This window comes from Serratia sp. K1WW1, from assembly GCF_055790865.1.
The window spans coordinates 1366323-1388635 of sequence record NZ_CM147697.1; the positions used below are offsets into that span (position 1 = coordinate 1366323).

At 52.7% G+C, this 22313-nt stretch carries 32 protein-coding genes and 1 pseudogene; 1 reads left to right on the top strand and 32 read right to left on the bottom strand.

All coding sequences use genetic code 11. The features are described from left to right. Positions 1–7 precede the first annotated feature (7 nt). The 17 genes and pseudogenes from ACX9GU_RS06090 to ACX9GU_RS06170 form a co-directional block, all read right to left on the bottom strand. Positions 8–535 carry a rhodanese family protein gene (locus ACX9GU_RS06090; RefSeq protein ID WP_473194152.1) on the bottom strand — a complete coding sequence of 176 codons (528 nt, stop codon included), beginning with the start codon at positions 533–535 and terminating at the stop codon, positions 8–10. A gap of 7 nt (positions 536–542) precedes the next feature. Next, entirely contained in the window at positions 543–845 is a 303-nt protein-coding gene (locus tag ACX9GU_RS06095; RefSeq protein ID WP_473194153.1) for an ArsR/SmtB family transcription factor, read from the bottom strand. A gap of 125 nt (positions 846–970) precedes the next feature. After that, positions 971–1609, bottom strand: a complete 639-nt coding sequence (locus ACX9GU_RS06100; protein WP_473194154.1) for a LysE family transporter — start codon at positions 1607–1609, stop codon at positions 971–973. Between the two features lie 96 nt (positions 1610–1705). Further along, positions 1706–2269 carry a helix-turn-helix transcriptional regulator gene (locus ACX9GU_RS06105; RefSeq protein WP_473194155.1) on the bottom strand — a complete coding sequence of 188 codons (564 nt, stop codon included), beginning with the start codon at positions 2267–2269 and terminating at the stop codon, positions 1706–1708. Positions 2270–2393: 124 nt separating this feature from the next. Next, positions 2394–2963 (bottom strand): tyrosine-type DNA invertase, encoded by a 570-nt coding sequence (locus ACX9GU_RS06110; RefSeq protein ID WP_473194156.1) that lies wholly within the window; start codon positions 2961–2963, stop codon positions 2394–2396. Positions 2964–3235: 272 nt separating this feature from the next. After that, entirely contained in the window at positions 3236–3808 is a 573-nt protein-coding gene (locus tag ACX9GU_RS06115) for a helix-turn-helix transcriptional regulator (protein WP_473194157.1), read from the bottom strand. Positions 3809–3879: 71 nt separating this feature from the next. After that, complete coding sequence (locus ACX9GU_RS06120; protein WP_473194158.1) at positions 3880–4584, bottom strand: helix-turn-helix transcriptional regulator; 705 nt, start codon at positions 4582–4584, stop codon at positions 3880–3882. Beyond that, positions 4581–5201 carry a helix-turn-helix transcriptional regulator gene (locus tag ACX9GU_RS06125; protein ID WP_473194159.1) on the bottom strand — a complete coding sequence of 207 codons (621 nt, stop codon included), beginning with the start codon at positions 5199–5201 and terminating at the stop codon, positions 4581–4583. Before ACX9GU_RS06125 ends, ACX9GU_RS06120 begins: the two co-directional genes overlap by 4 nt. Positions 5202–5264: 63 nt before the next feature. After that, on the bottom strand, positions 5265–5801 hold the full coding sequence (locus ACX9GU_RS06130; RefSeq protein ID WP_473194160.1) for a fimbrial protein: 537 nt from the start codon (positions 5799–5801) through the stop codon (positions 5265–5267). A 31-nt stretch (positions 5802–5832) separates the two neighbouring features. Next, the gene (locus ACX9GU_RS06135) at positions 5833–6366 is read right to left on the bottom strand and encodes a fimbrial protein (RefSeq protein ID WP_473194161.1); all 534 of its coding nucleotides are present in this window, start codon (positions 6364–6366) and stop codon (positions 5833–5835) included. A gap of 72 nt (positions 6367–6438) precedes the next feature. Continuing rightward, entirely contained in the window at positions 6439–6933 is a 495-nt protein-coding gene (locus ACX9GU_RS06140) for a fimbrial protein (protein ID WP_473195122.1), read from the bottom strand. 21 nt (positions 6934–6954) lie between these two features. Beyond that, positions 6955–7380: pseudogene (locus ACX9GU_RS06145) on the bottom strand (hypothetical protein); the annotation flags it as partial. Positions 7381–7390: 10 nt separating this feature from the next. Beyond that, on the bottom strand, positions 7391–9988 hold the full coding sequence (locus ACX9GU_RS06150; RefSeq protein WP_473194162.1) for a fimbria/pilus outer membrane usher protein: 2598 nt from the start codon (positions 9986–9988) through the stop codon (positions 7391–7393). 75 nt (positions 9989–10063) lie between these two features. Beyond that, positions 10064–10750, bottom strand: coding sequence for a fimbrial biogenesis chaperone (locus ACX9GU_RS06155; protein ID WP_473194163.1), 687 nt, complete (start codon positions 10748–10750; stop codon positions 10064–10066). Positions 10751–10843: 93 nt separating this feature from the next. Then, positions 10844–11365, bottom strand: a complete 522-nt coding sequence (locus tag ACX9GU_RS06160) for a fimbrial protein (RefSeq protein ID WP_473194164.1) — start codon at positions 11363–11365, stop codon at positions 10844–10846. A gap of 482 nt (positions 11366–11847) precedes the next feature. After that, positions 11848–12396: a tyrosine-type DNA invertase gene (locus ACX9GU_RS06165; protein WP_473194165.1), complete on the bottom strand. Its 549-nt coding sequence runs from the start codon at positions 12394–12396 to the stop codon at positions 11848–11850. A 233-nt stretch (positions 12397–12629) separates the two neighbouring features. Further along, entirely contained in the window at positions 12630–13532 is a 903-nt protein-coding gene (locus ACX9GU_RS06170; protein WP_473194166.1) for a LysR family transcriptional regulator, read from the bottom strand. A 250-nt stretch (positions 13533–13782) separates the two neighbouring features. Between ACX9GU_RS06170 and ACX9GU_RS06175 the strand changes: the two genes are divergently transcribed. After that, the gene (locus ACX9GU_RS06175) at positions 13783–14130 is read left to right on the top strand and encodes a DUF6404 family protein (RefSeq protein ID WP_473194167.1); all 348 of its coding nucleotides are present in this window, start codon (positions 13783–13785) and stop codon (positions 14128–14130) included. Positions 14131–14182: 52 nt separating this feature from the next. Here ACX9GU_RS06175 and ACX9GU_RS06180 read toward each other — a convergent pair whose 3' ends face one another. The 15 genes from ACX9GU_RS06180 to ACX9GU_RS06250 form a co-directional block, all read right to left on the bottom strand. Beyond that, complete coding sequence (locus ACX9GU_RS06180) at positions 14183–14440, bottom strand: hypothetical protein (protein ID WP_473194168.1); 258 nt, start codon at positions 14438–14440, stop codon at positions 14183–14185. Positions 14441–14636: 196 nt separating this feature from the next. Further along, positions 14637–15170 (bottom strand): hypothetical protein, encoded by a 534-nt coding sequence (locus ACX9GU_RS06185; protein ID WP_473194169.1) that lies wholly within the window; start codon positions 15168–15170, stop codon positions 14637–14639. A 480-nt stretch (positions 15171–15650) separates the two neighbouring features. Then, the gene (locus ACX9GU_RS06190; RefSeq protein WP_473194170.1) at positions 15651–16826 is read right to left on the bottom strand and encodes an Arm DNA-binding domain-containing protein; all 1176 of its coding nucleotides are present in this window, start codon (positions 16824–16826) and stop codon (positions 15651–15653) included. Then, positions 16787–16993 (bottom strand): excisionase, encoded by a 207-nt coding sequence (locus ACX9GU_RS06195; RefSeq protein WP_473194171.1) that lies wholly within the window; start codon positions 16991–16993, stop codon positions 16787–16789. The genes ACX9GU_RS06190 and ACX9GU_RS06195 overlap by 40 nt, the downstream gene beginning before the upstream one ends. Before the next feature lie 42 nt (positions 16994–17035). Further along, complete coding sequence (locus ACX9GU_RS06200) at positions 17036–17176, bottom strand: hypothetical protein (protein ID WP_473194172.1); 141 nt, start codon at positions 17174–17176, stop codon at positions 17036–17038. Continuing rightward, a complete protein-coding gene (locus tag ACX9GU_RS06205) occupies positions 17169–17915 on the bottom strand; it encodes a hypothetical protein (RefSeq protein ID WP_473194173.1) in 747 nt (248 codons plus the stop codon). Before ACX9GU_RS06205 ends, ACX9GU_RS06200 begins: the two co-directional genes overlap by 8 nt. 172 nt (positions 17916–18087) lie before the next feature. Next, positions 18088–18738, bottom strand: coding sequence for a hypothetical protein (locus ACX9GU_RS06210; protein WP_473194174.1), 651 nt, complete (start codon positions 18736–18738; stop codon positions 18088–18090). Then, complete coding sequence (locus tag ACX9GU_RS06215; RefSeq protein ID WP_473194175.1) at positions 18735–19019, bottom strand: hypothetical protein; 285 nt, start codon at positions 19017–19019, stop codon at positions 18735–18737. Before ACX9GU_RS06215 ends, ACX9GU_RS06210 begins: the two co-directional genes overlap by 4 nt. A 21-nt stretch (positions 19020–19040) precedes the next feature. Beyond that, complete coding sequence (locus tag ACX9GU_RS06220) at positions 19041–19865, bottom strand: hypothetical protein (RefSeq protein ID WP_473194176.1); 825 nt, start codon at positions 19863–19865, stop codon at positions 19041–19043. Continuing rightward, positions 19865–20059 (bottom strand): hypothetical protein, encoded by a 195-nt coding sequence (locus ACX9GU_RS06225; RefSeq protein WP_473194177.1) that lies wholly within the window; start codon positions 20057–20059, stop codon positions 19865–19867. The genes ACX9GU_RS06220 and ACX9GU_RS06225 overlap by 1 nt, the downstream gene beginning before the upstream one ends. Continuing rightward, positions 20059–20931 (bottom strand): phosphoadenosine phosphosulfate reductase domain-containing protein, encoded by an 873-nt coding sequence (locus ACX9GU_RS06230; RefSeq protein WP_473194178.1) that lies wholly within the window; start codon positions 20929–20931, stop codon positions 20059–20061. The genes ACX9GU_RS06225 and ACX9GU_RS06230 overlap by 1 nt, the downstream gene beginning before the upstream one ends. Then, positions 20928–21371 carry a hypothetical protein gene (locus tag ACX9GU_RS06235; RefSeq protein ID WP_473194179.1) on the bottom strand — a complete coding sequence of 148 codons (444 nt, stop codon included), beginning with the start codon at positions 21369–21371 and terminating at the stop codon, positions 20928–20930. Before ACX9GU_RS06235 ends, ACX9GU_RS06230 begins: the two co-directional genes overlap by 4 nt. Continuing rightward, the gene (locus ACX9GU_RS06240; protein WP_473194180.1) at positions 21361–21753 is read right to left on the bottom strand and encodes a hypothetical protein; all 393 of its coding nucleotides are present in this window, start codon (positions 21751–21753) and stop codon (positions 21361–21363) included. The genes ACX9GU_RS06235 and ACX9GU_RS06240 overlap by 11 nt, the downstream gene beginning before the upstream one ends. Further along, entirely contained in the window at positions 21743–21934 is a 192-nt protein-coding gene (locus tag ACX9GU_RS06245) for a hypothetical protein (RefSeq protein ID WP_473194181.1), read from the bottom strand. Before ACX9GU_RS06245 ends, ACX9GU_RS06240 begins: the two co-directional genes overlap by 11 nt. Beyond that, positions 21931–22305, bottom strand: a complete 375-nt coding sequence (locus ACX9GU_RS06250) for a hypothetical protein (RefSeq protein ID WP_473194182.1) — start codon at positions 22303–22305, stop codon at positions 21931–21933. The genes ACX9GU_RS06245 and ACX9GU_RS06250 overlap by 4 nt, the downstream gene beginning before the upstream one ends. Positions 22306–22313 lie beyond the last annotated feature (8 nt).

The following is a 22313-nucleotide window of genomic DNA, read 5'->3' on the forward strand; positions in this document are numbered from 1 at the left end:
CATCTCGCTATTTTGGCTGGTTCCAAGGCATTTTGACCAACAGCGTCGCCATGCCGCAAAATCCGCTGATACCGGCAAATAGCAACCCGGCACCGACTAAGCCGGACAACAGGAAGAACAGGGGAGAGATTACGTACCCCAAGATTGTCCCAGCCAGAATAAGGGAGCCAGCAGCAATCTGCACCTGTCGCATGATGGGTAGCGGCTGGTTGTTACCCTTGACGACAGCCAATCCCTGTTGCTTCCAACCGTTGATACCACCTTCAAGCAGATAAACCTTGGCAGGCGTTGCGGCCCCTGCCAATAGCGCTGCGTTTTCTGCCGTACGGCGGCCAGACTGACAGTGAAAAATCACCACATCCTGCTCGTTAACCGCCTGCGGCTTACCACCTTTCTCAATATCAGGCAGCGACAGCAAGCTGGCTTGGGCAATATGCTCGTGGGCATACTCATCCATTCCGCGGATATCCAGCAACTGCGCTCCCTGCATGATTAATTTTTGCGCTTGCTGGGCAGTTATCGTTTCTATGTTCATGGTGTCCTCAGGGGCAATAGATGGCTTTTAGCGTGCTGATGACCTGCTGTACGGCGCTATTTTTAATTGAGTAGTTGATGCGCTGCCGATCGCGGGTGCTTTCAATCAGTCCTTCCTCGCGCATCTTGGCCAGATGCTGTGAGGTCGCTGATGGGCTAAGCCCGGTAGCCAGCGCCAGCTCACCAGCACTAGTACCTGGCGCGTCCACCAACATACAAAGGATCAACAGGCGGCGGGGGTTGCTCATGGTTTTGAGCAACATCGCGGCGGCGTTGGCGCTGGCAAGCAGCGAGGCGTTTTCGTCTGTCATTAATTACTTTAGTATTTGCTAAATTTAGTAAATGCTAAAGTAATTGACGGAAAAATGCACGTGTTTTTTCAAGCGGTAGGCAAAGCCCCAAACTTGAGCTCATTCACACCATTGGATATATACGGCTATAGGGAGCGGCGCGTGAGGCCTTCGTAAATCAGGTTAATGGCGAAAGCCCCGATCACCACACCGATCGCTCGGCTGGCTACCCGTTGCATGCTGGCATAGGTGCGCCGTACCGCTGGCAAAGAGAATGCCTGGCTGAGAAAAACTCGCCAGATAACCGAACTGAGCACTATTCCCAGCCAGGCACTCAGTTTGGCCCAGGTGGGCGTATTGGTGCTCAGGGTTACGGAGAAGATGCTGATGAAGAACAGCACCGTCTGCGGATTAGAGAGATCGGTGATCAGGCCCCGGCGGAAGAAGACATACCAAGGCGCACTGAGCGGTTGTTGCAGCGCAGGGGAGTGTGGCGTTGCCTGCTTATTGATACTCTTATAGGCAAACCATAGGAGATATAACCCGCCGATGACCTTGATGAACGAGAATATCCCCTCGCATTGTGTGATCAACGTTGCCATGCCAAACAGGCCCAGCCCGGAATAAACGGCGTCACCCAGCGCAACGCCAAGCCCGGTGAGCATGCCTGCCCGGCTACCGGAGGCCAGGCTGGTCTGCACCACGACGAACAGGTTGGCGCCGGGGTTGAAAAACGTTAACACAAACAGGCCGATCGTCAGGGTGATTGCATGTAGTGGATCCATTTCGGCTTTCCTTTCTGCGCTCAAACGCCAATGATATGGCTAGTCCTGTCCAAGAGATGCGAATCGCATCACACCGATAGTTAAGGGCTTGTCCATTCAAAAGTACGATAACCCGCGGCATATCTTGCCAAAAATCATCACCGAACGTGCATTCAAGTGATTTAAGCCCAGCTTTCTCAGGGCGTTGACCTTGTGGCAGCAAATGGTTTTTACCGATAAGTTTAACTCTCTGGAAATATTATGCGGTGTTTTTCCGGTGGTTAATTCCTGCATTATTTTTATTTCCTGCCGGGTCAGGAATGACAGATCTTTCAGATAGGTAAAATCAGCCTCTAACAGGTTGAGAAGATCGTTGAGGGGCATTTTTTTGGCAAGCACACTCTGCGACCATTGCTTGATGTTATTGAGCGTTTTGTCTGAGGCGTTGTCCATGACTAGCAACACCTTGGCACCATGCATACGCGCAATGGCCAGCAGAGCGGTAATGATATCCGCCTGTTCTATGGCAATCAGCAGTATATCTTCACCAGTAAAATTAAGGGTACTTAGTCTCTCTTTTTCAATATTGACATCAATCACTGTAACATTTTTATTCTCAGTGCTGAAAAAAGCCTCAGCGCCCAAGGTGAAAAAACTATCATCGGAAACCAGATATATCATTTTTATATCCTGCTGAATGATTTTTGGCGGCACTTGTCCACTAGGGTTAATAGGCTGGGTAATAAGTTTTATTATTTACTTTGCGTCTTAAACTATTGTCTATGCCATTGTGGAATAAAAGCGATTACAAAGCCGCTTGTTGCTCAACGTCAAAGGTAATACTGTTAAAACGTGCCATGTTGGTTGCTGTATACAGCACGGTATGCTGGATATTACGGTGCCCCAGGTAATCCTGGATCAGTCGCGTATCTTTCCCCTTATCTGCCAGGGAGTAGCCACAGGCATGGCGCAGCATATGTGGGTGGGCCTTAACGTTTAGCTTGGCGGCAATGCCGTACTTCTTAATCAATTCATAGAATTGCTGGCGGGAGAGTGGGTTGCCATGTTGGGACAAAAATAACCAAGGCGTGTCGTTATTGAGCCAGCCCTTACGCTTTTCCAACCATAATGCCAAGGCTTCCAGTTCACATTTCTGCAAAGGGTGTGTAGTGGATAGTCCACTTTTCAAACGGGAAATATAAATATACTCCCCCTGAATATCAGACAGCTTAAGGTGACATAATTCACTGGCCCTTAAACCGTGAAAATAACACATCATAATCAAGCAGCGATCGCGATGATAATTCAGCCCTTGAGGCACGGCATTAATCATGGCTTCTACTTCACTTGCCAGCAGGTATTTTCTCTGTGTCATTTGTTTATTCCCAGTAAGGTATTCTGAATGCCTCATTAAGGCGTGAGACAGAATCTACAGAGAAATCTTAGGTCAGGATACGCGCAATTCATAAAATCCACTTTTACGAATTAATAAAGCTTACGGAAAACAATGGGCTATAAGGCTGATGGTGATGATTATTCTGGTAGAACCAGGATTTTACTGCTGGTGGCGGGGTGATAATGTTGGCGATTGGGGAGGGGAAACAGCCCGGGTCGAACGTAAGGTCGCCCCAGGCTGTTCAATGCGTGTTACAGCGGCGCCAGACCCTGGAAGATCTTGCCGAAGATCAGCACCGAGCGGGCATTGAGGTGGTTCAGCCCCAGCTTTTTCAACGCGCTCAGTTTGTGCGAGAAGATCGTCTTTACCGACAGGTTCAGCTCCCGCGAGAGCCGGTGCGGCGTTTTTCCTCCGGCCAGCGACCCCATGATGCTGATTTCCCGGGCCGTAAGGAATGAGAGGTCTTTCAAGTGGGCGCAGTCTGCCCCGACACACAACGGCAAGTTGGCCAGCGACATCTTCTTCGACAGCACCCCCTGCGACCACTGGGTGATGTTGTCCAGCGTCCGGGCGGAGGCATTGTCCATCATCAGCAGCGCCCGGGCACCTTGACGGCGTGCCCAGACCAGCAGCAGGGTCAACATCTCCGTCCGTTCCACGGCCAGCAGCAGCGTATCGTTGCCGCTCAACGTGGGGAGAACGCCGGTGTCACCCGCCGCATCAAGGGGGATAAGGGTGAAAGGTCGGTTCAGACCCTGGAAAATGGCTTCTACACCCAGGGAAAAATAGTAATCATCGGTAGCCAGATAAATCATGAGACACATCCTGTGAGAGAGATTATTAACGGGCCACCGCCGCAACCTTGACGGTGGGGTGGGCGGCTCGTCCTTGTGCGTTACGGCGCGTTCAGTTGGGAATGCCGGATAAACTGTTGCCCGTTATCCAGGACGCAGGTCTGCTCATCGAGGTTTTTCACCCGGGCAAACAGCGCGATTTCATTGTCGACCCGCAGCTTGTACATCAGGTGCCGTTTGTGGGTACTCACCGTTTTCACACTGCGGTGCAGATGCGCGGCAATCTGCGTCACGCTGTACCCTGCATGCAGCAGTGCGAACACCTGCAGCTCGCCCCCGGTCAGCCTGCTCATTACGGGTGGTGGTGGTGATTGCTGCAACAGCCGCGGGCTGATGAGCGGTGTTCCGGCCAGTATCTGGTGCAACTGCTGGCCCAGTTCGGCCTGCGGCGTCTGCAAGGCCAGCGCCGAGAGCGTGGGTTGCCGGGATAGGGTGAGCCACTGCGGGTGTGACAGTTCCTCGGTGATGACCACCAACGGGCGGCTGCCGCGAATGTTCTGTAGCCACGCCAGCCAGTCGGCACCGTAGGCCGCGTTATGTTCATCATCGCTCAGATCGCTCACTACCAGATCGGCGCTGGTCAACCCGGGCAGGCGGCCCAGGTGGCTGAAGGCGTCGGTGGTCTGAAAGCGAAAGTCCGGTAACTGCGCGGTAAGCAGGCACAGCAGCCCCTGACGAACCAGCGGGCAGGCGTGCATCACGATACCCTGTTTGCCGGTGAACGGTGTGCGGGTATCCGGGTTCATAACCGGACCCCGTCGGCCATCAGGCGGCCGCCCAGCACCTGCAGTTCACCGCGGCTGACCATGTTGAGCTTGCCGAGCAGCGCCTGCTTGTGGGCGCTGATGGTGCGGATGTCCTTGTGCATCAACTGGGCCACCCGGGTGACGCTTTTGCCGGTCAGCAGGGCCTGGGCCACCCGGCATTCCTGGTGGGTCAACCGGACGAAGGGACAGGCCGGGGGGTGGGGCAGCAGGTAATGGGCCAGGTCTGCCGCGTCCAGCGGCCCGCGGAACAGGGTATCGACGCCGAAGGCCTGCAGTAAATCCTCCAGGTGCGGCAGGTCTTTGCGCAGGTAGGCGGCGATGTGTGCTTGCTTGTGGCAGCGCAGGATGAGGGACAGTTGCTGCAACAGCGGCAGCACCTCGGTGCGGTGGCCGACGGCGCTGAGCAGTATCGCATCCACCTGCTGGCGCTGGGCGGTCTCGGCCAGCCGGTCGGTGTCGTGCAGGCGTATCAGCGAGACGCGGTGACCCAGTTGGGTACGCAGCATCTGCTGTATCCCCAGCCAGGGAATGTCGTAAGGCTCCAGCACCAGCAGGGTGCGCTCAGGAACGCCGGTATTCTCCATTAGAAAAGACATGCTTCTCTCTCTTTGTGGTGTGGGTTGCCCACCGGGGCGGGCAACCGGATGATGACGCAATAATTACTGGTAGGTGAAGTTCACCAGCACGCTGCTGGACACCTGGCCGGCTTGGGCACCGCCAGTGGGCGTATACAGCCGGGCGGCCAGCGGGAAGGTGGCGGTGCCGGTCAGCGTGTCTACGTTGACGCTCATGACGCTGCCGGTGTTGAGCACCGTACTGCGGTTCGCGTCATCAGCCATCTGTACCGCCATGTTGGGGGCGGCGGTAGCGGCCGGTTCGGTATTGGCATACAGATTACTGTTGGTACCGTCCGGGATACCGGTAAAGGTGGCCTTGACGGAGGTGGTACCGGCCGGGCAGTTGGTCAGGTTGAGGGCAAAGCTCGTCCAGGTGCCGGCATCATTGGCGGCCTGAAAATGGGTTCTGCCCAGGGTGCCGAGGTCGACGGTCTGCCCGGCCGCCAGCACCGGGCTGACGGTACAGGAGGACGCGATGACCTTGCCGGTGATGTTGACATCAGCGGCCTGCGCCTGCGTGCCCGGCAGGACAGCGAGGGCGGACAGCAACATGTTGAGAAGAAAAACACGTTTAAACATAAAATGGCTCTCCTGCCAGGGGGTCGTGCAATCAGTTGTAGGTGAAGTTCATCAGTACTACGGTACTGATGTTGCCCACGGTCGCCCCGCCCGTGGTGCTGTACGGGCTGGCCTTCAGGTCGAAGGTAGCGTTGCGGCTGGCGTCGACGTTGACGGTCATGGTGCTGTTCTTGCCCTTGTCGGCGACGGTGCCGGAGCGGTTCTGTAGTTGGACAGAGACGTTGGTGGCATAGCCGGTGCCGGTGGCGTTGGCGTACTTGTTGGCATTGGCGGCGTCGGCGATGCCGTCGAAGGTGGCCTTGACCGAGGTGGTGCCGGCCGGGCAGTTGCTCAGGGTGACGTCAAAGGTCTTCCCTTCGCCGACGGAGTTGGTCGTGTTCAGCACGGCCGCGGTGACATCGGGCATGGGCACGTTATAGGTGCCGCTGCTGTCGATGGTACAGGCGGCGGCGGTGACGCGGCCGGTGATGTTGATGGTGACCGGGTCGGCAAACGCGCTGCTGGCCAGCGCCCCCATTACGGCTAAGGTACAAAGTCCTTTTTTAACAGAATGCAAAACAGTCATGGTCGATATCCTTATTATTTGAGGTTGCGTGACTCTGCGGCCGGTGCTGAAAACAGCACCGGCCGGTAAAACTTATTGGTATGTCAGGTTGAGCGTGGCGGTGGCATTGGCATCGCCAGTGGTGACCGTGCCAGCGGTCTGGAAATAGCGGGCGGTAAAGGCCCCGGCCGGGAATTCGGAGCCGCCGACGGAGGTCTTGAGCACCACGTTGGTGTTATTGCGCAAGATGGTGCCGCCATAGAGCAGTTGAATACCCACACCGCTGGCGACGCCCGCAGTGCCCGCCCCGGTCAATTGAATAACGCTGTTATCCGAGGTACTGGTATTCTGGGTAAAGCTGAGTGAGGCGTTGATACGCGCGCCCGGATCGCAACTCAAGCCAATGGTGAAGGGAGTATCGCCCTTGGTGGAATTGACGCCGGTAAAGCTGGCGGCAGCTACCGGATCTAACGGGACATTAACATTAGGCGTGGTAATGGAACAGGCAACCTGAGTGACACTACCACTACCCAGATAGTATTCTCCAGCGTTCCTTCCATCACCGCCTGCGTAATGGCGAGCAAACATTCCTGTTTGCAAGACCCCGGAGGTTATCGGGCCCGTTTTAACCAGTTTTATTATTCGTGGGTTTGTTTCCCACTGGGTTCCACTACCGTTACCAAGGTAAAAACTATAAGCTGGGTTGCTAAAACTGCCAAAAGACATGCCTACCCCAGGGACATTTGTTGCATAAACGTTACTGAAGCTCGTCGGCGTTCCGCCCAAATATGTAAATTGATAAAAAAGAGTTCCCCCGCCATTATCGCAAGTATAAACGGGTGTACCTAGGCCTGGCGGCGTGGGTGTAGACACTGTGGCAATGGTCGTTCCCACGGGCGTATCCCGTTGCACCACGACATTTCCAATATACGTTGTGCTGGTAAATAGCTGGTTGAAATAGCACGAAGCCTGACTGTAGCCCGTATAAAACAGCAGCCCCGCTAAAACGATCGTTAATTTAAATAGTAACTTCATGGTTTATTCCTCACCGGCATTGCCCATTGATGGTCGCAATGCCATTCACGTTCTGCGGCAGGCTGTAATTCACGCTGCACTGTTCATCCGCGCCGCTGCCCCATTGCACTTTCAACTGGCCGCTCTGTTCCAGCCCGGTCAGGTACACCTGGCCGTTGTCGCCAACGATAAAGCCTTCGGCATCTTTGCTGTTGCCCGCCGACACGATGGCGCCAAACGGCACCGGCTTGCCACCGGCGTACAGCAGCGTCATCAACACCCGGTTGCCCACGCTGGTCTGGTAGCGCGCTCTCACCACGGCACCGCGGGTTGGCACCACCGTCTGGGTGGTGATGGCCACTTCGGTGTCGTCGCCGAAGGTCTCGGTGTTCAGCGTCACGTCGTTCTTGCGGTACGGGCTGGCGTATGGCACCACCGCATAGCCCCGGTAATCGGTTTTCACCCCGGTCTGCCCCTGCACCGCGACGCCCTTCGCGCCCGGGGCGGCGACCAGCACCACGGTTTCGCCCAGTGGCTGACCGACCGTCACGCCGTTCTCGTGGGCCAGAATCCCGCCCTGCACCCCGTAGTTCAGGCGCTGGCTGTTGTTGTCATATGAATAACCGCCGTTGATTTCGCCGTAGGTCGCCCGCCAGTCGGCGTTGGCACTGCCGCTGTTGCCCTGGCCTTTGGTCCCGTAACCCTGCTGCACGCTCCAGCTCAGGTTGTTGTCCGCCAGCGTCGTGCCGCCCACGCTCACGCTGTTCGTGGTGTTGCCGTTCTTGCTGGTGTTGCCCATGTAGTTGACATAGGTCGGGTGTTTATCCCCGAACAGCTTGCTCAACGGTACGCTCAGGCTGACGGAGACCAACTGATCCTTGTCGTACGTCCGGCCACTACTGCCTGACTCGGCGGTGCCGTAGGTCACCTGCGAGTTGCGGTTGTAGGTGTAGGTCAGCCCGTAGCTGATGCCGTCCCACGAGTTGTTGTAGCTCACCCCGTAGGATTCCATGCGCCGGTCGGTACTCCAGTAGTCTTCCCGCGCCGCGGTGATCCCCAGGTTGCCGCCGCCCTCCCACAGGTCCTGCGACAGCGTCAGCTCCGCCCGGTTGCGCCGGCGCTCCTGCAAGGCATAGCTGTTGCCGCTGGTGTAGGTGTCCAGCACTTCCTGCATGCCCCAGTAACCGTCGGTGGCATAGCGGTAGCCCGCCACCGAGAAGTTGGTGCCGGTGGCCACGAAGTTCTTGCTGTAACGTACCCGCCAGGACTGGCCGCTCTCTTTCTGCAGATCTTTCTGCTTCGCCCAGGCCTGCGTCACGTCGACGGACAGTGCCCCAAAGTCGCCCAGGTTCTTGCCGACCCCGGCCGCCAGCGACTGGTACTTGCTGCTGAACTGGCCGCCGCCGTAAATCGTGAAGCCGCCCGGCAGGCCGTAAATCAGCGTGCCTTCGCTCAGCGGGGTCTTGTCCACGCTGTTGTCGTAGGAGCGGTACACCCCGGTGGTGGCCGAGTATTTCAGGCGTCCTTCACGCTGCAACACCGGCAGCGAGGCGTACGGAATGACCAGCAGCTGTTCGCTGCCGTCGGATTCCTTGATGGTGACGTTCAGGTCACCGGAGCCCCCGGTGGGGAACATGTCGGTGATTTCAAAGCTGCCCGGCGACACGTAGGTCTGGTAAATCACATAACCGTTCTGGCGGATGGTGACCTGCGCATTGGTGCGGGCGATCCCACGCACGATGGGCGCATAGCCGCGCAGGCTTTCCGGCAGCATGTCGTCATCGGAGGCCAACTGGGCCCCGCGGAACGGGATACTGTCAAACACGTCGGCCGCGGTGGTGGTGTCCCCGGCGGTCAGTTGGCCCTTGAGGGCAATGATGTCGCGCTGGGCATAGGTGTAGACCGTGTCCCACTTGTCGGTGGTCTTGCTATTGGGACCGTCCGTGCTGTTGCGGGTCCAGGTGGTGTAGTTACGCAGGCGCCACGGACCGATGTTGATACCGGGCCGCAGGTTGACGTACTGGCTGCTGCTGTCAGTGCCGTGCCCGCTTTTAGCGTAATTGTTAGAACCGGTGACGCTGTAGTTCAACAGGGCCGCCGGAATGCCCTCGTCCCACGACTTCGGGTCCACCCAGCCACGAGCGGAGTTGTTGATCGCCGACTGCGGGAAACTCAGCAACAGTTGCTGGCGGGCAAAGCGGAAATCGCTGCTGGCCTGGGGAATGGCCGCCAGGTTGGCGCAGGCGCTGCCCGGTGCGCCGAGTTCCGGGAATTTTTTGGTCAGTACGCCCCAGTTGGCGAGGTCGTCGACCGGGATGCAGGGCTGTAGGGTCTCGTTGCCCTTGCCGTCCTTGCCCAGGCGGAACTCCACGTTGCGGGTGTCCATCCTTTCGTTGTTGAGAAACACGTCGACGCGGTAGGTGCCGGGCAACTGGCCGCCCTTGTCCTCAAAGGAGGTGAGGTCCACGGCTTTCTGCCCGGGCGTCCCCAGTTCAAGCAGCGCGGGGTTGAAGTAGTCCCGCGCCTGTGCATTCATCATTGTCCCGGACATCAGCGCCATCTGGGCCGCCACAAAGCAGGCCACCCGGCTCAAGCGCAGCCGCACTCGGGGTTTATTATTATTGTTCATCCTTCACTACTCCTTGCGTGCGGGGGGATATTTCCCTCCCGCTCCTGAATGTCCATGCTCCGCATCAACATGCTGTTAGTGCCCCGGGGTGTGCTCGGCCCCCGTACCGCCGTAGTCACTGATGAGTTTCCAACTGACCGGGCCACTGACGCCGGCCGGGGTGGTGAAGGTGGTCTGCCCCATCGGCAGCACGTAGGTGATGTCCTTGAGTTCACGTCCACCGACTTTGATCTGCTGGAAGTTCATGACGAACGGCGTCGGGTTGGTGACGGTCAGTTGGGTGCCGCTCTGTGCCCAGGTCAGCTTGCCTGCCACGTCTTCCGGCACGCCCTTCAGGCCCTGTGGCCGGTAGAGCAGCTTGATGCGGGTCTTGACGGCGATTTGCAGGGAGTTGGAGCCTTCCTTTTTGCTACCGGCCGGGATGGACTTGATATTGAGCCAGTAGAGAGACTCGCGGTCTTCAGGTAGGTTGCCGCCGGTGCGCACGATACGCAGCAGGTTCTGCTGGTTACCGTCGAGGCGAAACAGCGGAGGCGTAATAATAAAGGGGGCTTTCTCAGCGCCACCGTTTTGGGTCTCCGCCCAGGACTGGATGAGATAGGGATTGATGTCAGTGTTGGTGACGCTCAGTGAAGCCTCCTTCTTACCGCCGTTGTAAATCAGGCGGGTGCCGCCCACGGTGACGCCGCCGGTCTCGGCCGCCTGCGCCAACGCGCCGGTGAGTAATAAGGAAAGGCCCAGAAGTTTAAATCCGATATTCATGACAATGCAGTACTCCGAAAAAATACGGGCCGACCGAAGTCGGCCCGTGGGGATGCCTTCCCGACCAGGACACAGTGGGGAAGGAACAACCGATTAGTTGTAAACGATGGTGAAGTTGCTGGTAGAGTTCGCAGGACCAGCTGTTACTGGCAGAGAAGTCGCCAGGTAACGGGCCACGAAGTCCAGGTTGTTGTCACCAACAGTCAGTGCATACGCGGTAGACGCGGTGTACAACGGAACTACAGTCTGAGATTTATCCATCAACTGGATACCCACGTTAGTCGCCACGCCGGTTTCCTGAGTCAGGGCCAGAATGGTGTTATCGTTGGCATTAGCCAGGCCATCGAACTTCACTTTGGCTGAAGTGACGGTGGCCGGGCAGTTAGTCAGTTTGATGGTGAACTTGGTCGGTGCTGCAGTCAGAGAACCGGTGGTGAACGCGGAGCTCTTAACGGTGCCCAGCGTAACGTCCAGTGGGTTGCTCATGTCATTAACTACGGTGCAAGCGTCGTCAGTGATGGCGCCAATGAAGTTGATTTTGCCGTCAGCAGCGAAGGCAGAAGCAGACAGAACACCGGCGGTCATCAGAGCAGCAACAATCAGATTCTTTTTCATGTAAAACTTCCTTTTGGGTCGAGATGCGCGCATCTCATTGATAGTTATGCGTTTCAACGCATGTTTTCCTTGGTTGTTCGGGTTACGAAGTGAGCAGATAACTGTTCATTTTGTTCCAATTTGACCAGTTTGGTGGTTACCACTGGTTTTCAAACTGGATGAGGGGTTTTCCTAGAGTTTTAACGGTGTTTAGCGCTTCAATGTGGTTTTTTATTCCGATAATTTGTTTAACAAACTCGCTATGGGATTTTTTTTATTGTTAAAAGATCTGTTAAGTTCTGTTGGAATAAAAAGGAGGATTTGGAGGGTTTACAAATAATTGATTGATTTTATTGGTTTAAATGAATGGAAACTGCGGAAAATATAGGGTTATTGACAAGGAAATTATTACTCTTTAGTATCGTGGTCAGTTTGGAACAATATGTCCATAGAATCACAAATTATTACATTCCTTCCGAGTGGTTTTCCTATCTGGTTATTGATTACCAGGCACGCAGGAAGCGTTGGGCGTTGGTCGCGGTATAAAGCACGGTGTGTTGAATATTGCGGTGGCCCAGATAATCCTGGATCAATCGCGTATCCATACCTCTATCCGCCAGCGCGAAACCACAGGCGTGGCGTAACATGTGAGGGTGTGCATCCACTTCTAATCCTGCACGGCTGCTGCAATCACGCAATATGTCATAAATTCGCTGGCGTGAGAGCCGGTTGCCTTTTTGCGACAGGAAGAACCATTCACTGTCTGCGTACTTATGCCGGGAGCGAACGTTCATCCAGCCATTAAGTGCTTTGAGCTCAACATCGTAAAGGGGATGGATGGTAGACAGGCCATTCTTTAATCGGTGTATAAATATGCGGTTATTGGGCAGATCGATATCGGACAGGCGCCAACTGTTGATCTCGCTGACCCGACATCCGTGGATAAAGCACATCCAGATTAAACAGTAATCTCTCTCCGGGTCAGAACCTTGTCTTGTTGCCTCCAGCAGGCGTTCCACCTCAGATAAGGTAAGATATTTGCGATTTGTCATTGTGACCTCTCAATTAGTCATAGTATGCATATAGCCATATCCTTATTAATGAAAAACATACATTGTTATCGGCAGGTTCCATTCCGTAGCTTTTGAGTATAAACAATAAACTGGAAGTAATACAGGCAATATCAGATATAGAACGTTGACACGCTCGATATAACCACTTTGATATCGGGGTTATATCGCTAGTGTTCTCCGATCTTTTCACTCAGTGAATGATGCTGATAAAATTACCCTAGCTCAGATAAAAAGTTGATTATTTTTTGTAGCAAAGGATTGTTTTTTTCTGAGCGATGAATGTGGGTGTAATAACCAACGGTATGTTTAACGGGGAAATCATGTTCCACCACGCGTAAACCGAACCTTTCACACACCCAGGGTGCCAATGGGGAGGGTATCATCGTAACCAGATCTCTTTTTGCCGTTTGCAGCAGGATAGTAACAATGGATGATGAGCGAAAGTTGCGGAATAATAGCTCTTCATCATTATGCTGAATACCGGGTATTTCCTTACCCAGTTTTTCTTCCGAGTAGATAAAGCCTAATAATGACTCTTGGCGAAATTGTTCTAACGTCACCGACTGTGTGATGCGGGGATGATCTTTCGCACAAACCACCGTCATACCCCCATAAAAAATAGGATAACTGAGCAACGATCTGTCGGTTGGCAGCGCCGTGCCGATATCGAGATCGATCTGCTTTCTGCGCAGGCGCTCTATCCGCACCGTGGGATCCTGAGAAATGGCAAGCACATCCCAACCCGCCCCATTGCAAAAGCCAGGGGAATCCAAAAACTTGTCTACCAGGAATAAATCAAACAGTGGAACGGTGGCAATGCGTAGCTTTTGTACACGGTTAGGCAACAAGGCATCAGCCTGGAGTTTCTCTGCTTCGTCAAACAGATTGAGCGCTGGCTGATAAAGTTTGTATAGCTCCAGCGCCAAAGCCGTCGGCATCATGCCATTCCCTTGCCTGAAAAACAGCGTGTTATTATGGTGCTTGCGCAGTTTATTTAGCGCGATACTGACCGCAGAGATGCTGGTTTTAAGGTTCATTGCGGCGGCAGAAACGGAACCTGCTTCAATTACCTCGCAAAGAATACGCGCAAGGTTGAGGTCTAGTTTTGTCTGCACGGTGACTTTCCCAAAGGTGAATATTATCATTACAGTATAGCTGATTGTTTTGAAAGTGCTTTTTACTATTTTAGTTAAGTGTTTTTTGAGCAGGAAAGGTATTAATTGTTAGCATAACCTTTACCGATAATTAAGTTTACTTTAGGCGGCTAGATATCCAGGTGGTAAATAAAAAATTTTCTCCACTAGTTTTCAAACATGTTTCTACCTGATAAAAAAGAAGACCTGTTTCCAATGAAGGGATTCGACGATGGCGTTTCAAGAGAAGAAAGAACGGGCATTAGCGTTGATGGCAGAGAAAAAAATGTGGCGGAGCAATTATGCTCCACCGCTCCTGCGCCTGCTGTGGAAGTTAGGCGTCCAGATCCCACCGCCGCCGTTTATGCCGTTCTGGCAGAATGTGCTGTGCTTCGGTGGCTTTTTTGGCTCTGTATGGGGTCTGTTCATGTGGTTTACGACTTGGAAAAGCCAATGCTACAGCGTATTGATGGCGCTGCAGACAAGCTTGCTGGCTGGGGTATTGTTTGGCTTATCAATGGCGTTATTTCATTATTGGCGAAAACGGGTAAATAAGTTGCCGGAGTGGGACAGTCTTTGATTGGTGGGTGGGGGCATAAGTCATTCGCCTGAGCCCCCAGCAAACTGTGCTGTCATCCTTTCGACAATAAAGCACCAATCAGTGAGGTAAACACGCCCCCAGTGGTAAAGGCATGCGCTGTTTTGTATTCCTCACCCTTGATGTCTTTAAATCTGGCAAGGGCCGCCTGCGGGGAGGTGGCTTGCAACTCTTCAAATTGCTTGGCATAGCCTTTATCTAGCAGGTGCTTTTGATTATCTGCGAAATCGGGTACAGAGTTATCCAGTACCACAATCTGCTCGCCCTTCACGAAAAAACTGTAAATCACCATAGTATCTTCCTTAAGTTGGTGTCACGACAAACCTAAGATCGGACGAATACTGCGCGCTGTCAAGATGGGCTATTGGGAAACAGTTTCCGCCACCATTCGGGTTTCATATATTCAAACGAATGATATTCCGGTGCCAGCGCAGGACCGTTTGGATTATCAAATACCCCACTCAGTAAGGCGATTACGGGACTGTTATCTAGGGCACCAATGGAACTGCCACTCCGTGGGCAAAATCCCCGGATTGAAAAATTACTTTTTGTTGGTAACCCGTTTCTTCTATCACGCAATAGGTATCGCCCGATTGGCTTTCAATAATGTCACCGACGGTCATTGATGCACTGCTTTCTTCGTAGGAAAATTGATGGTTAGCCTTATCGAAGAAGCGCCGTAGGTAAGTTTTTACCTGCTCAAAAACTTCTGGGTGAGGGCAACTTATATAAAAGGTGACAGAGTCTAGTTGGTCGGTCATCCCTCGATACAGGTCAGCGATGAAGTAGGTCTCTGTAAATCTGGATGATGTGAACACTAGGATATCGCCAGTCCCTACCGCAATTTCGTCAAAATAGTAATCGCACAGACCACAGAGATTAAGACTGATGTGCATGGCCTCCAGCACTGCTTTTAAATCTGTATTAGGGAAGAAAGGGCCGTACTCGTCAGGGCAACATGTCCAGTCACTCACAGAGACACAGACAGTAAAAACTGTGCTTGGTATTTGTGCTGTCATCATCAATCCTTGTGGATGAGCATTAGTAGTAAGTTACGATAATGGCTGTTAGTTAAGCAATGCATCACAATACGCACAGTGACGCCCCTCACCCTAGCCCTCTCCCAAAAGGAGAGGGGACTGAAGGTGCTACAAATTGGCTTCTGTACCTGGCTTAGGCTCCGTATAAGTTCCCTTTGAGTAGGGGGAATGTTGTAGCTTTAGTAAGCGTTAATACTGATAACTCACTGATATAAATTATAATTACTGGATTTTAGGCACAAAAAAGCCCGCAACGTGAATTGCGGGCTTTTTCGTCACTGTCGCCGGGTCTATCTGGTATCACTGGCGACCTATTTGGTGGAGCTGGGGGGATTTGAAACCGCCGCCGAAAACTTTTAACCTAATGAATGATAATGATATTTTTATTTTTTGCTATCCGCGCGGCGCTTTTACGGCTCCTTTGTAGTCCATGCTCTGTCCTGCCACTGTCATTTTCTGAGTTCAACTGCCAGTTTGGGAACTGAATTCCCGTCCGGTTTTTCCGTCGTATTCCTTCAGATACGATCCGTAATGCCTAAACAACATTTCCGGCCCTTTATGCCCCATCTGCGCGGCCAGCCAAAAAAGGTTGGCGCCCTGGCTGATGTGTCGGGTGGCATAAGTGTGGCGGGTTTGATATGGATTCCGGTACCGTACGCCAGCCTTACGCAATGTTGGCGCCCATGCTTTTTTTCTGATCGCATCCGCACCTGCCCATGGCAGGTTGGTTTTGGGATCATCAAAAATAACCCCGGCCTTCATGAAAGTGAATGCTCTCTGACTGGCCAGCGCTGCCATGGCTTGATCATTCAATTCAATCTTCCGCGTTCCCGCCTTGGTTTTCGTCCCTTTCAAAACTCCCTCAACGCTTGCTGATGTCACATGAGCAGTGCGGCCAACAAAATCGATCTCATCCCACCGCAACGAACAGAGCTCAGAACTGCGCATGCCCGTACTGAATGCAAACTGAAATAAATTTCCCCACTGCTGACTGTTGGTGGCGGAAAGTAACGCTGAGATTTCCGCCGGCGTGAACGGATCGACAACATAAGCACTTTCAGATTTTTCATGCTTGGTCTGGTATCGGCCAGCCTTCACCAGGGAAACTGGATTGATGGTAGTAAGCCCATCGATCACTGCTTCATCGATCGCACTGCGTAAAAATGACAAAACATTCCTGATCGTCTTGAGTGCAATGGTCTGCCGCTGGATCCATTGTTTCAGGATCGCCGGGGTTAGTTCCTCAACAGGCAACTTATGCATGTCGGCCAGCTGGTTCTTGCACTTTTTGTAACCGGTGATCGTCGACGGCGATAGCTTTCGTATCGCACAGATGCGCAGGTATTCATCCAAGTAATCACCGATGATTTTACCGGCGCGCATGCCGCCAAATAATTCAAGCTTTGATGACTTCGGGAAATACTCTACATAAATAAATGATTTCTTTTCTATGCGATCGTTAACTTCACTCAGCAACCTTTCTGCATATTTTATATTTTTAGTATTCACCTCAAGGTTTGACAATGGCTCTCTACATTTTACCCCTTTGAACGTGAATGTGATGTTTATGGTTTCCCCGGCGGCATGCCGCCGGATGGTCACCCCGCGCGGGAGCTTGATTTTCGTTGTCTCGCCCAATTGTTAACCTCTGTCAAGTCGATCCAACGTTCCTTAACCCCATCCAGCTTTAAAACCTGGACGCCTTCTCTCCATATATCTCTCTGAAGCCGCTTATCAATGGCTGCAGATGTCTCGCCAGTCAGTTGGCAATACGTTGAAATTGGTATGCATTCAAGATTAGGCATCTATTATTGCTCCGCGCTCTGTTTATTACTGATTTGCAGAAATCAGTTGCTGGTTTTTTTAGCTGACTTCTTTCTTAATTTTATTAACTCTCTGTAAGTGGCGGCCCGACGGGGTGAAAATTCCTCAACCCCTTTGGCCATCACCTCCAGTTCCTCGTTGGTGTACGGAGTGCGGTCACGCATCTGGCACCGCCTTGGTAGGGGTAGGTGCTGCCGCCATGGCCTCAATGATTTCATTGGCGATGGAGTGCATGTTTTTCCAATAAATCTTGTCAGCGAATTCCTCGGACTTTAACCACTGGTTCCGAACCGACTCACGTAGCGCGGCCACCGCCATGATATTCAAACCGTCGAACGTGTAATCCTGGCTTACGGGTTCGGAATTGCCGGACAACTGAATCATTGCGGCGCGGCAGGCGTTATATGCAAACACGGCAGCGTCAACTGGGGACATCACGCCACCTTTTTCCATTAGCAATTGATACGCCTGGTCTGCCGTCATCTCATCCGGCACCGCAGGCGGGGCGGTGAGTGGATTCAGCTTTATTGCTGATAGCAGAGTTGCCTCTATGCGCTCCAGGGATGGAGGGGCTTCGTCGCTCTCCGAGTCATAGCCGATATCGTTTTGGACGGTTGAGAGGAAGTCCGGGTTAATCTTCCAGCCAGTCCCATTGCTATTATCTGAAGGTTCTGGCCACTGCACCGGCTGCGCCTCCCTTACAGCCAGCAGCTCAGCATCAAGATCCGCGATTGTTAATGCTTGGCCCTTGATCCATAACTTCGCGTTTGAAAGCTTCAAGCCGTGGCTATATGCCTTGTTATATAAATCTACTGGGCCTTTCTCAAAATGATGCATAAAGAAATCTTGTGCTGCTGAAATTGCATCAATAATTTCCTGCTGGCTATCTGTTGATATGGTCATGCATCACCCCTCTCTTACGCGCATTGGCGAGCCGTCACGCGCAGGGCGGAAGGTATCGCGATAAACAACCCACATGTCATCCCAAGCTGCCTCTATAGTGTCTCCACACCCAGTAATTCCAAGGCGACGACACCACCACTTTCCGTTCCAAAAGCGAATTCGTGCTTTCATATCACTCCCCCTCGACCTTGGCCGCTGCACGGTCTAGGCGCTCAATCTCTGCCAGAATGAGTGCTCCAGCTTTAACCAAGTTGCGACGCGGTTCGGAAGGTTTTAACCAATCCTTATCCCACGGCCACCACCGCAAAACCCCCCATACAGACCAACCCGCTCCAAGCCTTGCATAACATGCTGCTGCATCTGCTATTTCCCCTCCGTTATGCGTATCATCATGATCGGGTGTCCAGCCCTCAGCACTGATTTGCCGCTGCCGTTCTGCAATCACATCGGCAAGGGCTGGCTGCTGTAGTCGCTGCTCAAGCTCTGCGTTTAACTTTTGATGGTTTGCGATAATTCCATCAGCTACCCGAACGTCAGACTCCAGTTCTTTAATTCGCTGCTCGGCTTTTTCTGCGCGTTCTTCTTGAGCAAGAGCCTCCGGGGTAAACCCTGATTGCAACTGTGATTCAAGCTCCGCTATGCGCTGATCTTTCTCTTCCAGCGCTGCCAGCAGATCAGTAATAAGTTGAGCTGTCCTGATCAATGTTGCAGAGTGCAGAACGCTGGTTGATTCAAACGTTAGTACCGCGCACTTTGCCCAGTGGTTAAATTTCATCACTAGCTCGTTTGCCTGGCATTTCAGTGCTTCTAATTTATCTGTCATGCTGTTGCTCCTGCATCATCAGTTAAATCCTTGAGGGCGTAGTCGCAATACATCTCGCAGCTAGTTGGATCATCTTCAGTTGCGGGACGTAGGCCAACCTGCACGGTTTCGGCCTTAATCTCTCCCCAGCAAACCTGACTGACCTGTTCATCCCAGCCATCACCAGCCTCGCCGCGATATTCATTGATGCACTCTTCGGCGTGCTCCTGCGCTTGTGATGCTGTTTGGAATACTTCAAACCCGGTTTCAGGGTCATATGCGAAAAAACGATATTTGCTCATAGCTTTGCTTCCTCCTGGGCGTCACGCCGCACATTCGCACGGTTTAGCGTCACCGTTGTCATCTGATAGAGTTAATCCGGCCACTGCTTTACGAGCCATAGCCCAAAATGCCCCTGACTGGATGTGCTCAGTTACTGGCACGCCAGCGCTTTTCATCTGAGCAAATAGCTCCTCTTTGTCAGCAAGATAAACTGGCCCGTCTTTGTCCTTGTGTATCGCGTAGCCGATTTCGTCCTCAGCTTCTTTGGCTTCCTGCCAGATATCTGGACGTAAGCAATAAACGCAATACCAGTGCTGCCAGCCTGCCTTTAAGCACCCAGCGCAATTAGCATGTTTAAATGTGCTATACGTCAGCGGCCTTGGAATACCCACTTCGCTGGTTTCATGAATTGTTCTTTCCGCCCACAGGTATGGGTATCCAGTCTTATACCCGCGCTCACCTAAAATACCGCTTCTACGCTGTATCCTTGCTGGTTCGTTGGGTTCGAAACCGTAGTAATAAGTGTTATTACCTTCCGGATCGTTCTCTTTTAACCAAATATCAAATGGGCCTGTTTTTAGCCTGTTAGTGCAAAGCACGGAACCAGCGCCTACTTTCCACGCCTTGGCGTCCAGGCATACACTAATTGGCGTTGCCACTTCCCAGCTGGAGTGATTTGCGTATGTGATTTCAATGCCGAGGTATTCAGCTACATCAGCACGGAAACGCTTGATATCTGCATCTTCGACTTTCGGGTTAATGTCGTGGCTCAATAAAATCACATTCTCTTTCCCGAATTTACGGGCGACTTCGATAGCAACAATTGCGGAGGCATGGCCGCCGCTGTATAAAACGACGTGTTTCATCACTCTCTCTCCCCCTGGGCGTCACCTTCAATTTCCACCCCCGCGAAGCTATCCCTGACGATCACTTTGTCACCGATGTGAATGACCGTTTTCCCGTCTCCGCTATTCACAGACACTGACGATACTTCCCTTGCTTCACCATCAATAACCAGGACGTCACCCTTTTTGATATTCTTTGCGAGTATTATTTTCATTAATACAATTCCTCTATTTCGCACTGGAACGGCTCACATGATGACGTGCATCCGTCGCCGTCGTCTGGGTTGGTCTTCGTGATGTAAATAAGCTGCTGCCTGTCTTCAAGCTTGGCATCAGCGATTAACTGATCGGTGGTGCGCTTACCACGCCACCATGTATGGCCGTCGATTGCCTTAACCATCCCGTACTTCTGTTCCATCTGCCGATTCCATGCGAACCACTCTGGGTGCTCGTGGGCGATGAGATAGAGCTTTGCGTTGCTCTTCTTGAAGCACGTTTTACAATTGCCATACCGTGGGGGGATACTCAGGTTAAACGGCATAGCATCCCAGAAGTCGTTCACATCCTGCTTATCGAAGTTCCCCCAGTGGCATAGCGGATAGACGAGGTTGTAACGCTTCGTTGATGCCTTATCCATATCAGCACGTCCTGGTTCATCCGCACGCATACCGATAGCTGTCTTCGCGCTATAGCCACGCTTTGCCAACCCTTTCTCACGCATCCATGAGCGGATTGTCTGGGTCTTCAGATAGTCGCTACATTTTGGCCGGGACATATTCGGAATACCTTCAACGCTGATAAGCTGCTCAAACGGTTCTCCTTTCCGCGCTGCCGTCTCGAAGTTAACAACCTTGTGGCGCATACCAATACCTGGGATCGGGCTTGTAATTCCCTCCAGCCAAACAACATTCAGGCCAAAAAGCTTGTCGCACTTATCACCGAAAATCAGCGTTTCTTCATGCTCAAGACCGGTATTAGCAAAGACGAAATGCAGGTCGAACTGATCGGCATAGTTCTGTAGCAGGAAATCGCACAGGAACGCTGACGACTTGCCGAAAGAGAAACTTACAACCATTGGCTCTTTCATCCTCTCTCCCCCTGTGTGTGCTGCCCCTCGGCACGGTCGATAATTGGCAGTCGAGCAGATTCGGCTCGTACCGCATCGATCGCTTCTTGTGAGTAACCCCAAATATTCCCATCTGAGAAAATGTTATCCGGCCCCAGGCACCATTCGGGAATGTTCCAACCTCTCACGATGTAATCCCGCATCATTTCGACTAAATCACGCAGTGTCCCGCCGTGTGTAAAACCGCGCCATTTATTCGTCCAGGTGGTCTTGTGCGTGTAAATCAACTTGCCGGTATAGTCATCCAGGAACCAGACGCGGCCCCGAGAACACAGAACCAGTTCGGCTATGCGACTATGATTTTCGTTGAAGAAAAAGCGGCGGCCGTGTGACGAGATAATCCGAATCAGTTCGTTGGCATGAGCCAAGCGCTCAAGTTTTAGTTCGGCGTTACTCTTCATGATGAGCCTCACGCCGCTTGCCTTTGTATTCCGGCTTTGGTTCAAATGCTGGCTTTTCCACTGCGTTAGCAATTGCCTTGCGCCAGTTCTTGGCGTTATTCAGCACTACCACGCCGCCTGGTGTATCGAAGTGACCTTCTGGGGCCGGAACCGCCATTGATTCCATCACGTCACACGGAACGGCTATCGCACTGCAACCGCTGTTGTAATAGCTAAGACTGGATTTAACCCGCTGCACTGGATAGCGCCCGGCAACGTGTAGCCGGTTTGCATAGCCGCTGTCATTGGGCTGAAACATCAGGATAAATTCATTGTGCCTACGGCAGTGGTTGACGCTCAGAATGAAATACTCACGCTCTTTCAGTTCGCTATCAGTTGCCATCACGCACCACCTCTTTATCCACGAATACCGCACGTGATGGCGACCAATCGCAATACGTGTCCGTTTCGACATGGCCGAAAAGCGCTTTGCAACGGCGTATGTGCCCGCAGTCGCCACAGGTTTTACCAGCAGGGAGTTGCATTTTGTCCGGATCGGTTGGGTCATAGTTGAGTTCGCTCATACCCGGCCCTCCCGCAGCTTTGCGACATACGCGCGGGCCTGAAGTGCAGCAAATTCATGAGCTGACTCAAGATGAGTTGCACCAATAAGCGCTGCCGCTTTTAATTTCTCTTCTTGCTGCGCGGCGAACTTCTCAACGCCTCTTGCCTCCGCTTTCGCCAGTGCTTCAAGCTTCAGCTTGAGTTGCTCGTTTTCTGATTTGAGCCCGGCGTAATCCAATACATCACCGGGCATTTTGTTTTCAGTCATTGTCACAATCCTCATCGTCTTCCATGCCCCGGTCTCCAGGTAGATAATCAAGACAACCAGGAGGAAAAGGATGCCCAGCGAAAAGCCATCAATCTCTATAAACGCCTGCCAGAAAGCTGACATACCGGGCC

Coding starts and splice junctions, on each gene's coding strand:
- ACX9GU_RS06220 (WP_473194176.1), bottom strand. CDS start 19,865: ATGAAACACGTCGTTTTATACAGCGGCGGCCATGCCTCCGCAATTGTT.
- ACX9GU_RS06155 (WP_473194163.1), bottom strand. CDS start 10,750: ATGAATATCGGATTTAAACTTCTGGGCCTTTCCTTATTACTCACCGGC.
- ACX9GU_RS06150 (WP_473194162.1), bottom strand. CDS start 9,988: ATGAACAATAATAATAAACCCCGAGTGCGGCTGCGCTTGAGCCGGGTG.
- ACX9GU_RS06185 (WP_473194169.1), bottom strand. CDS start 15,170: ATGATGACAGCACAAATACCAAGCACAGTTTTTACTGTCTGTGTCTCT.
- ACX9GU_RS06210 (WP_473194174.1), bottom strand. CDS start 18,738: ATGACAGATAAATTAGAAGCACTGAAATGCCAGGCAAACGAGCTAGTG.
- ACX9GU_RS06175 (WP_473194167.1), top strand. CDS start 13,783: ATGGCGTTTCAAGAGAAGAAAGAACGGGCATTAGCGTTGATGGCAGAG.
- ACX9GU_RS06115 (WP_473194157.1), bottom strand. CDS start 3,808: ATGTGTCTCATGATTTATCTGGCTACCGATGATTACTATTTTTCCCTG.
- ACX9GU_RS06245 (WP_473194181.1), bottom strand. CDS start 21,934: ATGAGCGAACTCAACTATGACCCAACCGATCCGGACAAAATGCAACTC.
- ACX9GU_RS06160 (WP_473194164.1), bottom strand. CDS start 11,365: ATGAAAAAGAATCTGATTGTTGCTGCTCTGATGACCGCCGGTGTTCTG.
- ACX9GU_RS06205 (WP_473194173.1), bottom strand. CDS start 17,915: ATGACCATATCAACAGATAGCCAGCAGGAAATTATTGATGCAATTTCA.
- ACX9GU_RS06110 (WP_473194156.1), bottom strand. CDS start 2,963: ATGACACAGAGAAAATACCTGCTGGCAAGTGAAGTAGAAGCCATGATT.
- ACX9GU_RS06215 (WP_473194175.1), bottom strand. CDS start 19,019: ATGAGCAAATATCGTTTTTTCGCATATGACCCTGAAACCGGGTTTGAA.
- ACX9GU_RS06125 (WP_473194159.1), bottom strand. CDS start 5,201: ATGTCTTTTCTAATGGAGAATACCGGCGTTCCTGAGCGCACCCTGCTG.
- ACX9GU_RS06120 (WP_473194158.1), bottom strand. CDS start 4,584: ATGAACCCGGATACCCGCACACCGTTCACCGGCAAACAGGGTATCGTG.
- ACX9GU_RS06135 (WP_473194161.1), bottom strand. CDS start 6,366: ATGACTGTTTTGCATTCTGTTAAAAAAGGACTTTGTACCTTAGCCGTA.
- ACX9GU_RS06230 (WP_473194178.1), bottom strand. CDS start 20,931: ATGAAAGAGCCAATGGTTGTAAGTTTCTCTTTCGGCAAGTCGTCAGCG.
- ACX9GU_RS06195 (WP_473194171.1), bottom strand. CDS start 16,993: ATGCCTAATCTTGAATGCATACCAATTTCAACGTATTGCCAACTGACT.
- ACX9GU_RS06130 (WP_473194160.1), bottom strand. CDS start 5,801: ATGTTTAAACGTGTTTTTCTTCTCAACATGTTGCTGTCCGCCCTCGCT.
- ACX9GU_RS06095 (WP_473194153.1), bottom strand. CDS start 845: ATGACAGACGAAAACGCCTCGCTGCTTGCCAGCGCCAACGCCGCCGCG.
- ACX9GU_RS06240 (WP_473194180.1), bottom strand. CDS start 21,753: ATGGCAACTGATAGCGAACTGAAAGAGCGTGAGTATTTCATTCTGAGC.
- ACX9GU_RS06225 (WP_473194177.1), bottom strand. CDS start 20,059: ATGAAAATAATACTCGCAAAGAATATCAAAAAGGGTGACGTCCTGGTT.
- ACX9GU_RS06100 (WP_473194154.1), bottom strand. CDS start 1,609: ATGGATCCACTACATGCAATCACCCTGACGATCGGCCTGTTTGTGTTA.
- ACX9GU_RS06090 (WP_473194152.1), bottom strand. CDS start 535: ATGAACATAGAAACGATAACTGCCCAGCAAGCGCAAAAATTAATCATG.
- ACX9GU_RS06250 (WP_473194182.1), bottom strand. CDS start 22,305: ATGTCAGCTTTCTGGCAGGCGTTTATAGAGATTGATGGCTTTTCGCTG.
- ACX9GU_RS06235 (WP_473194179.1), bottom strand. CDS start 21,371: ATGAAGAGTAACGCCGAACTAAAACTTGAGCGCTTGGCTCATGCCAAC.
- ACX9GU_RS06200 (WP_473194172.1), bottom strand. CDS start 17,176: ATGCGTGACCGCACTCCGTACACCAACGAGGAACTGGAGGTGATGGCC.
- ACX9GU_RS06105 (WP_473194155.1), bottom strand. CDS start 2,269: ATGATATATCTGGTTTCCGATGATAGTTTTTTCACCTTGGGCGCTGAG.
- ACX9GU_RS06140 (WP_473195122.1), bottom strand. CDS start 6,933: ATGTTTGCTCGCCATTACGCAGGCGGTGATGGAAGGAACGCTGGAGAA.
- ACX9GU_RS06180 (WP_473194168.1), bottom strand. CDS start 14,440: ATGGTGATTTACAGTTTTTTCGTGAAGGGCGAGCAGATTGTGGTACTG.
- ACX9GU_RS06165 (WP_473194165.1), bottom strand. CDS start 12,396: ATGACAAATCGCAAATATCTTACCTTATCTGAGGTGGAACGCCTGCTG.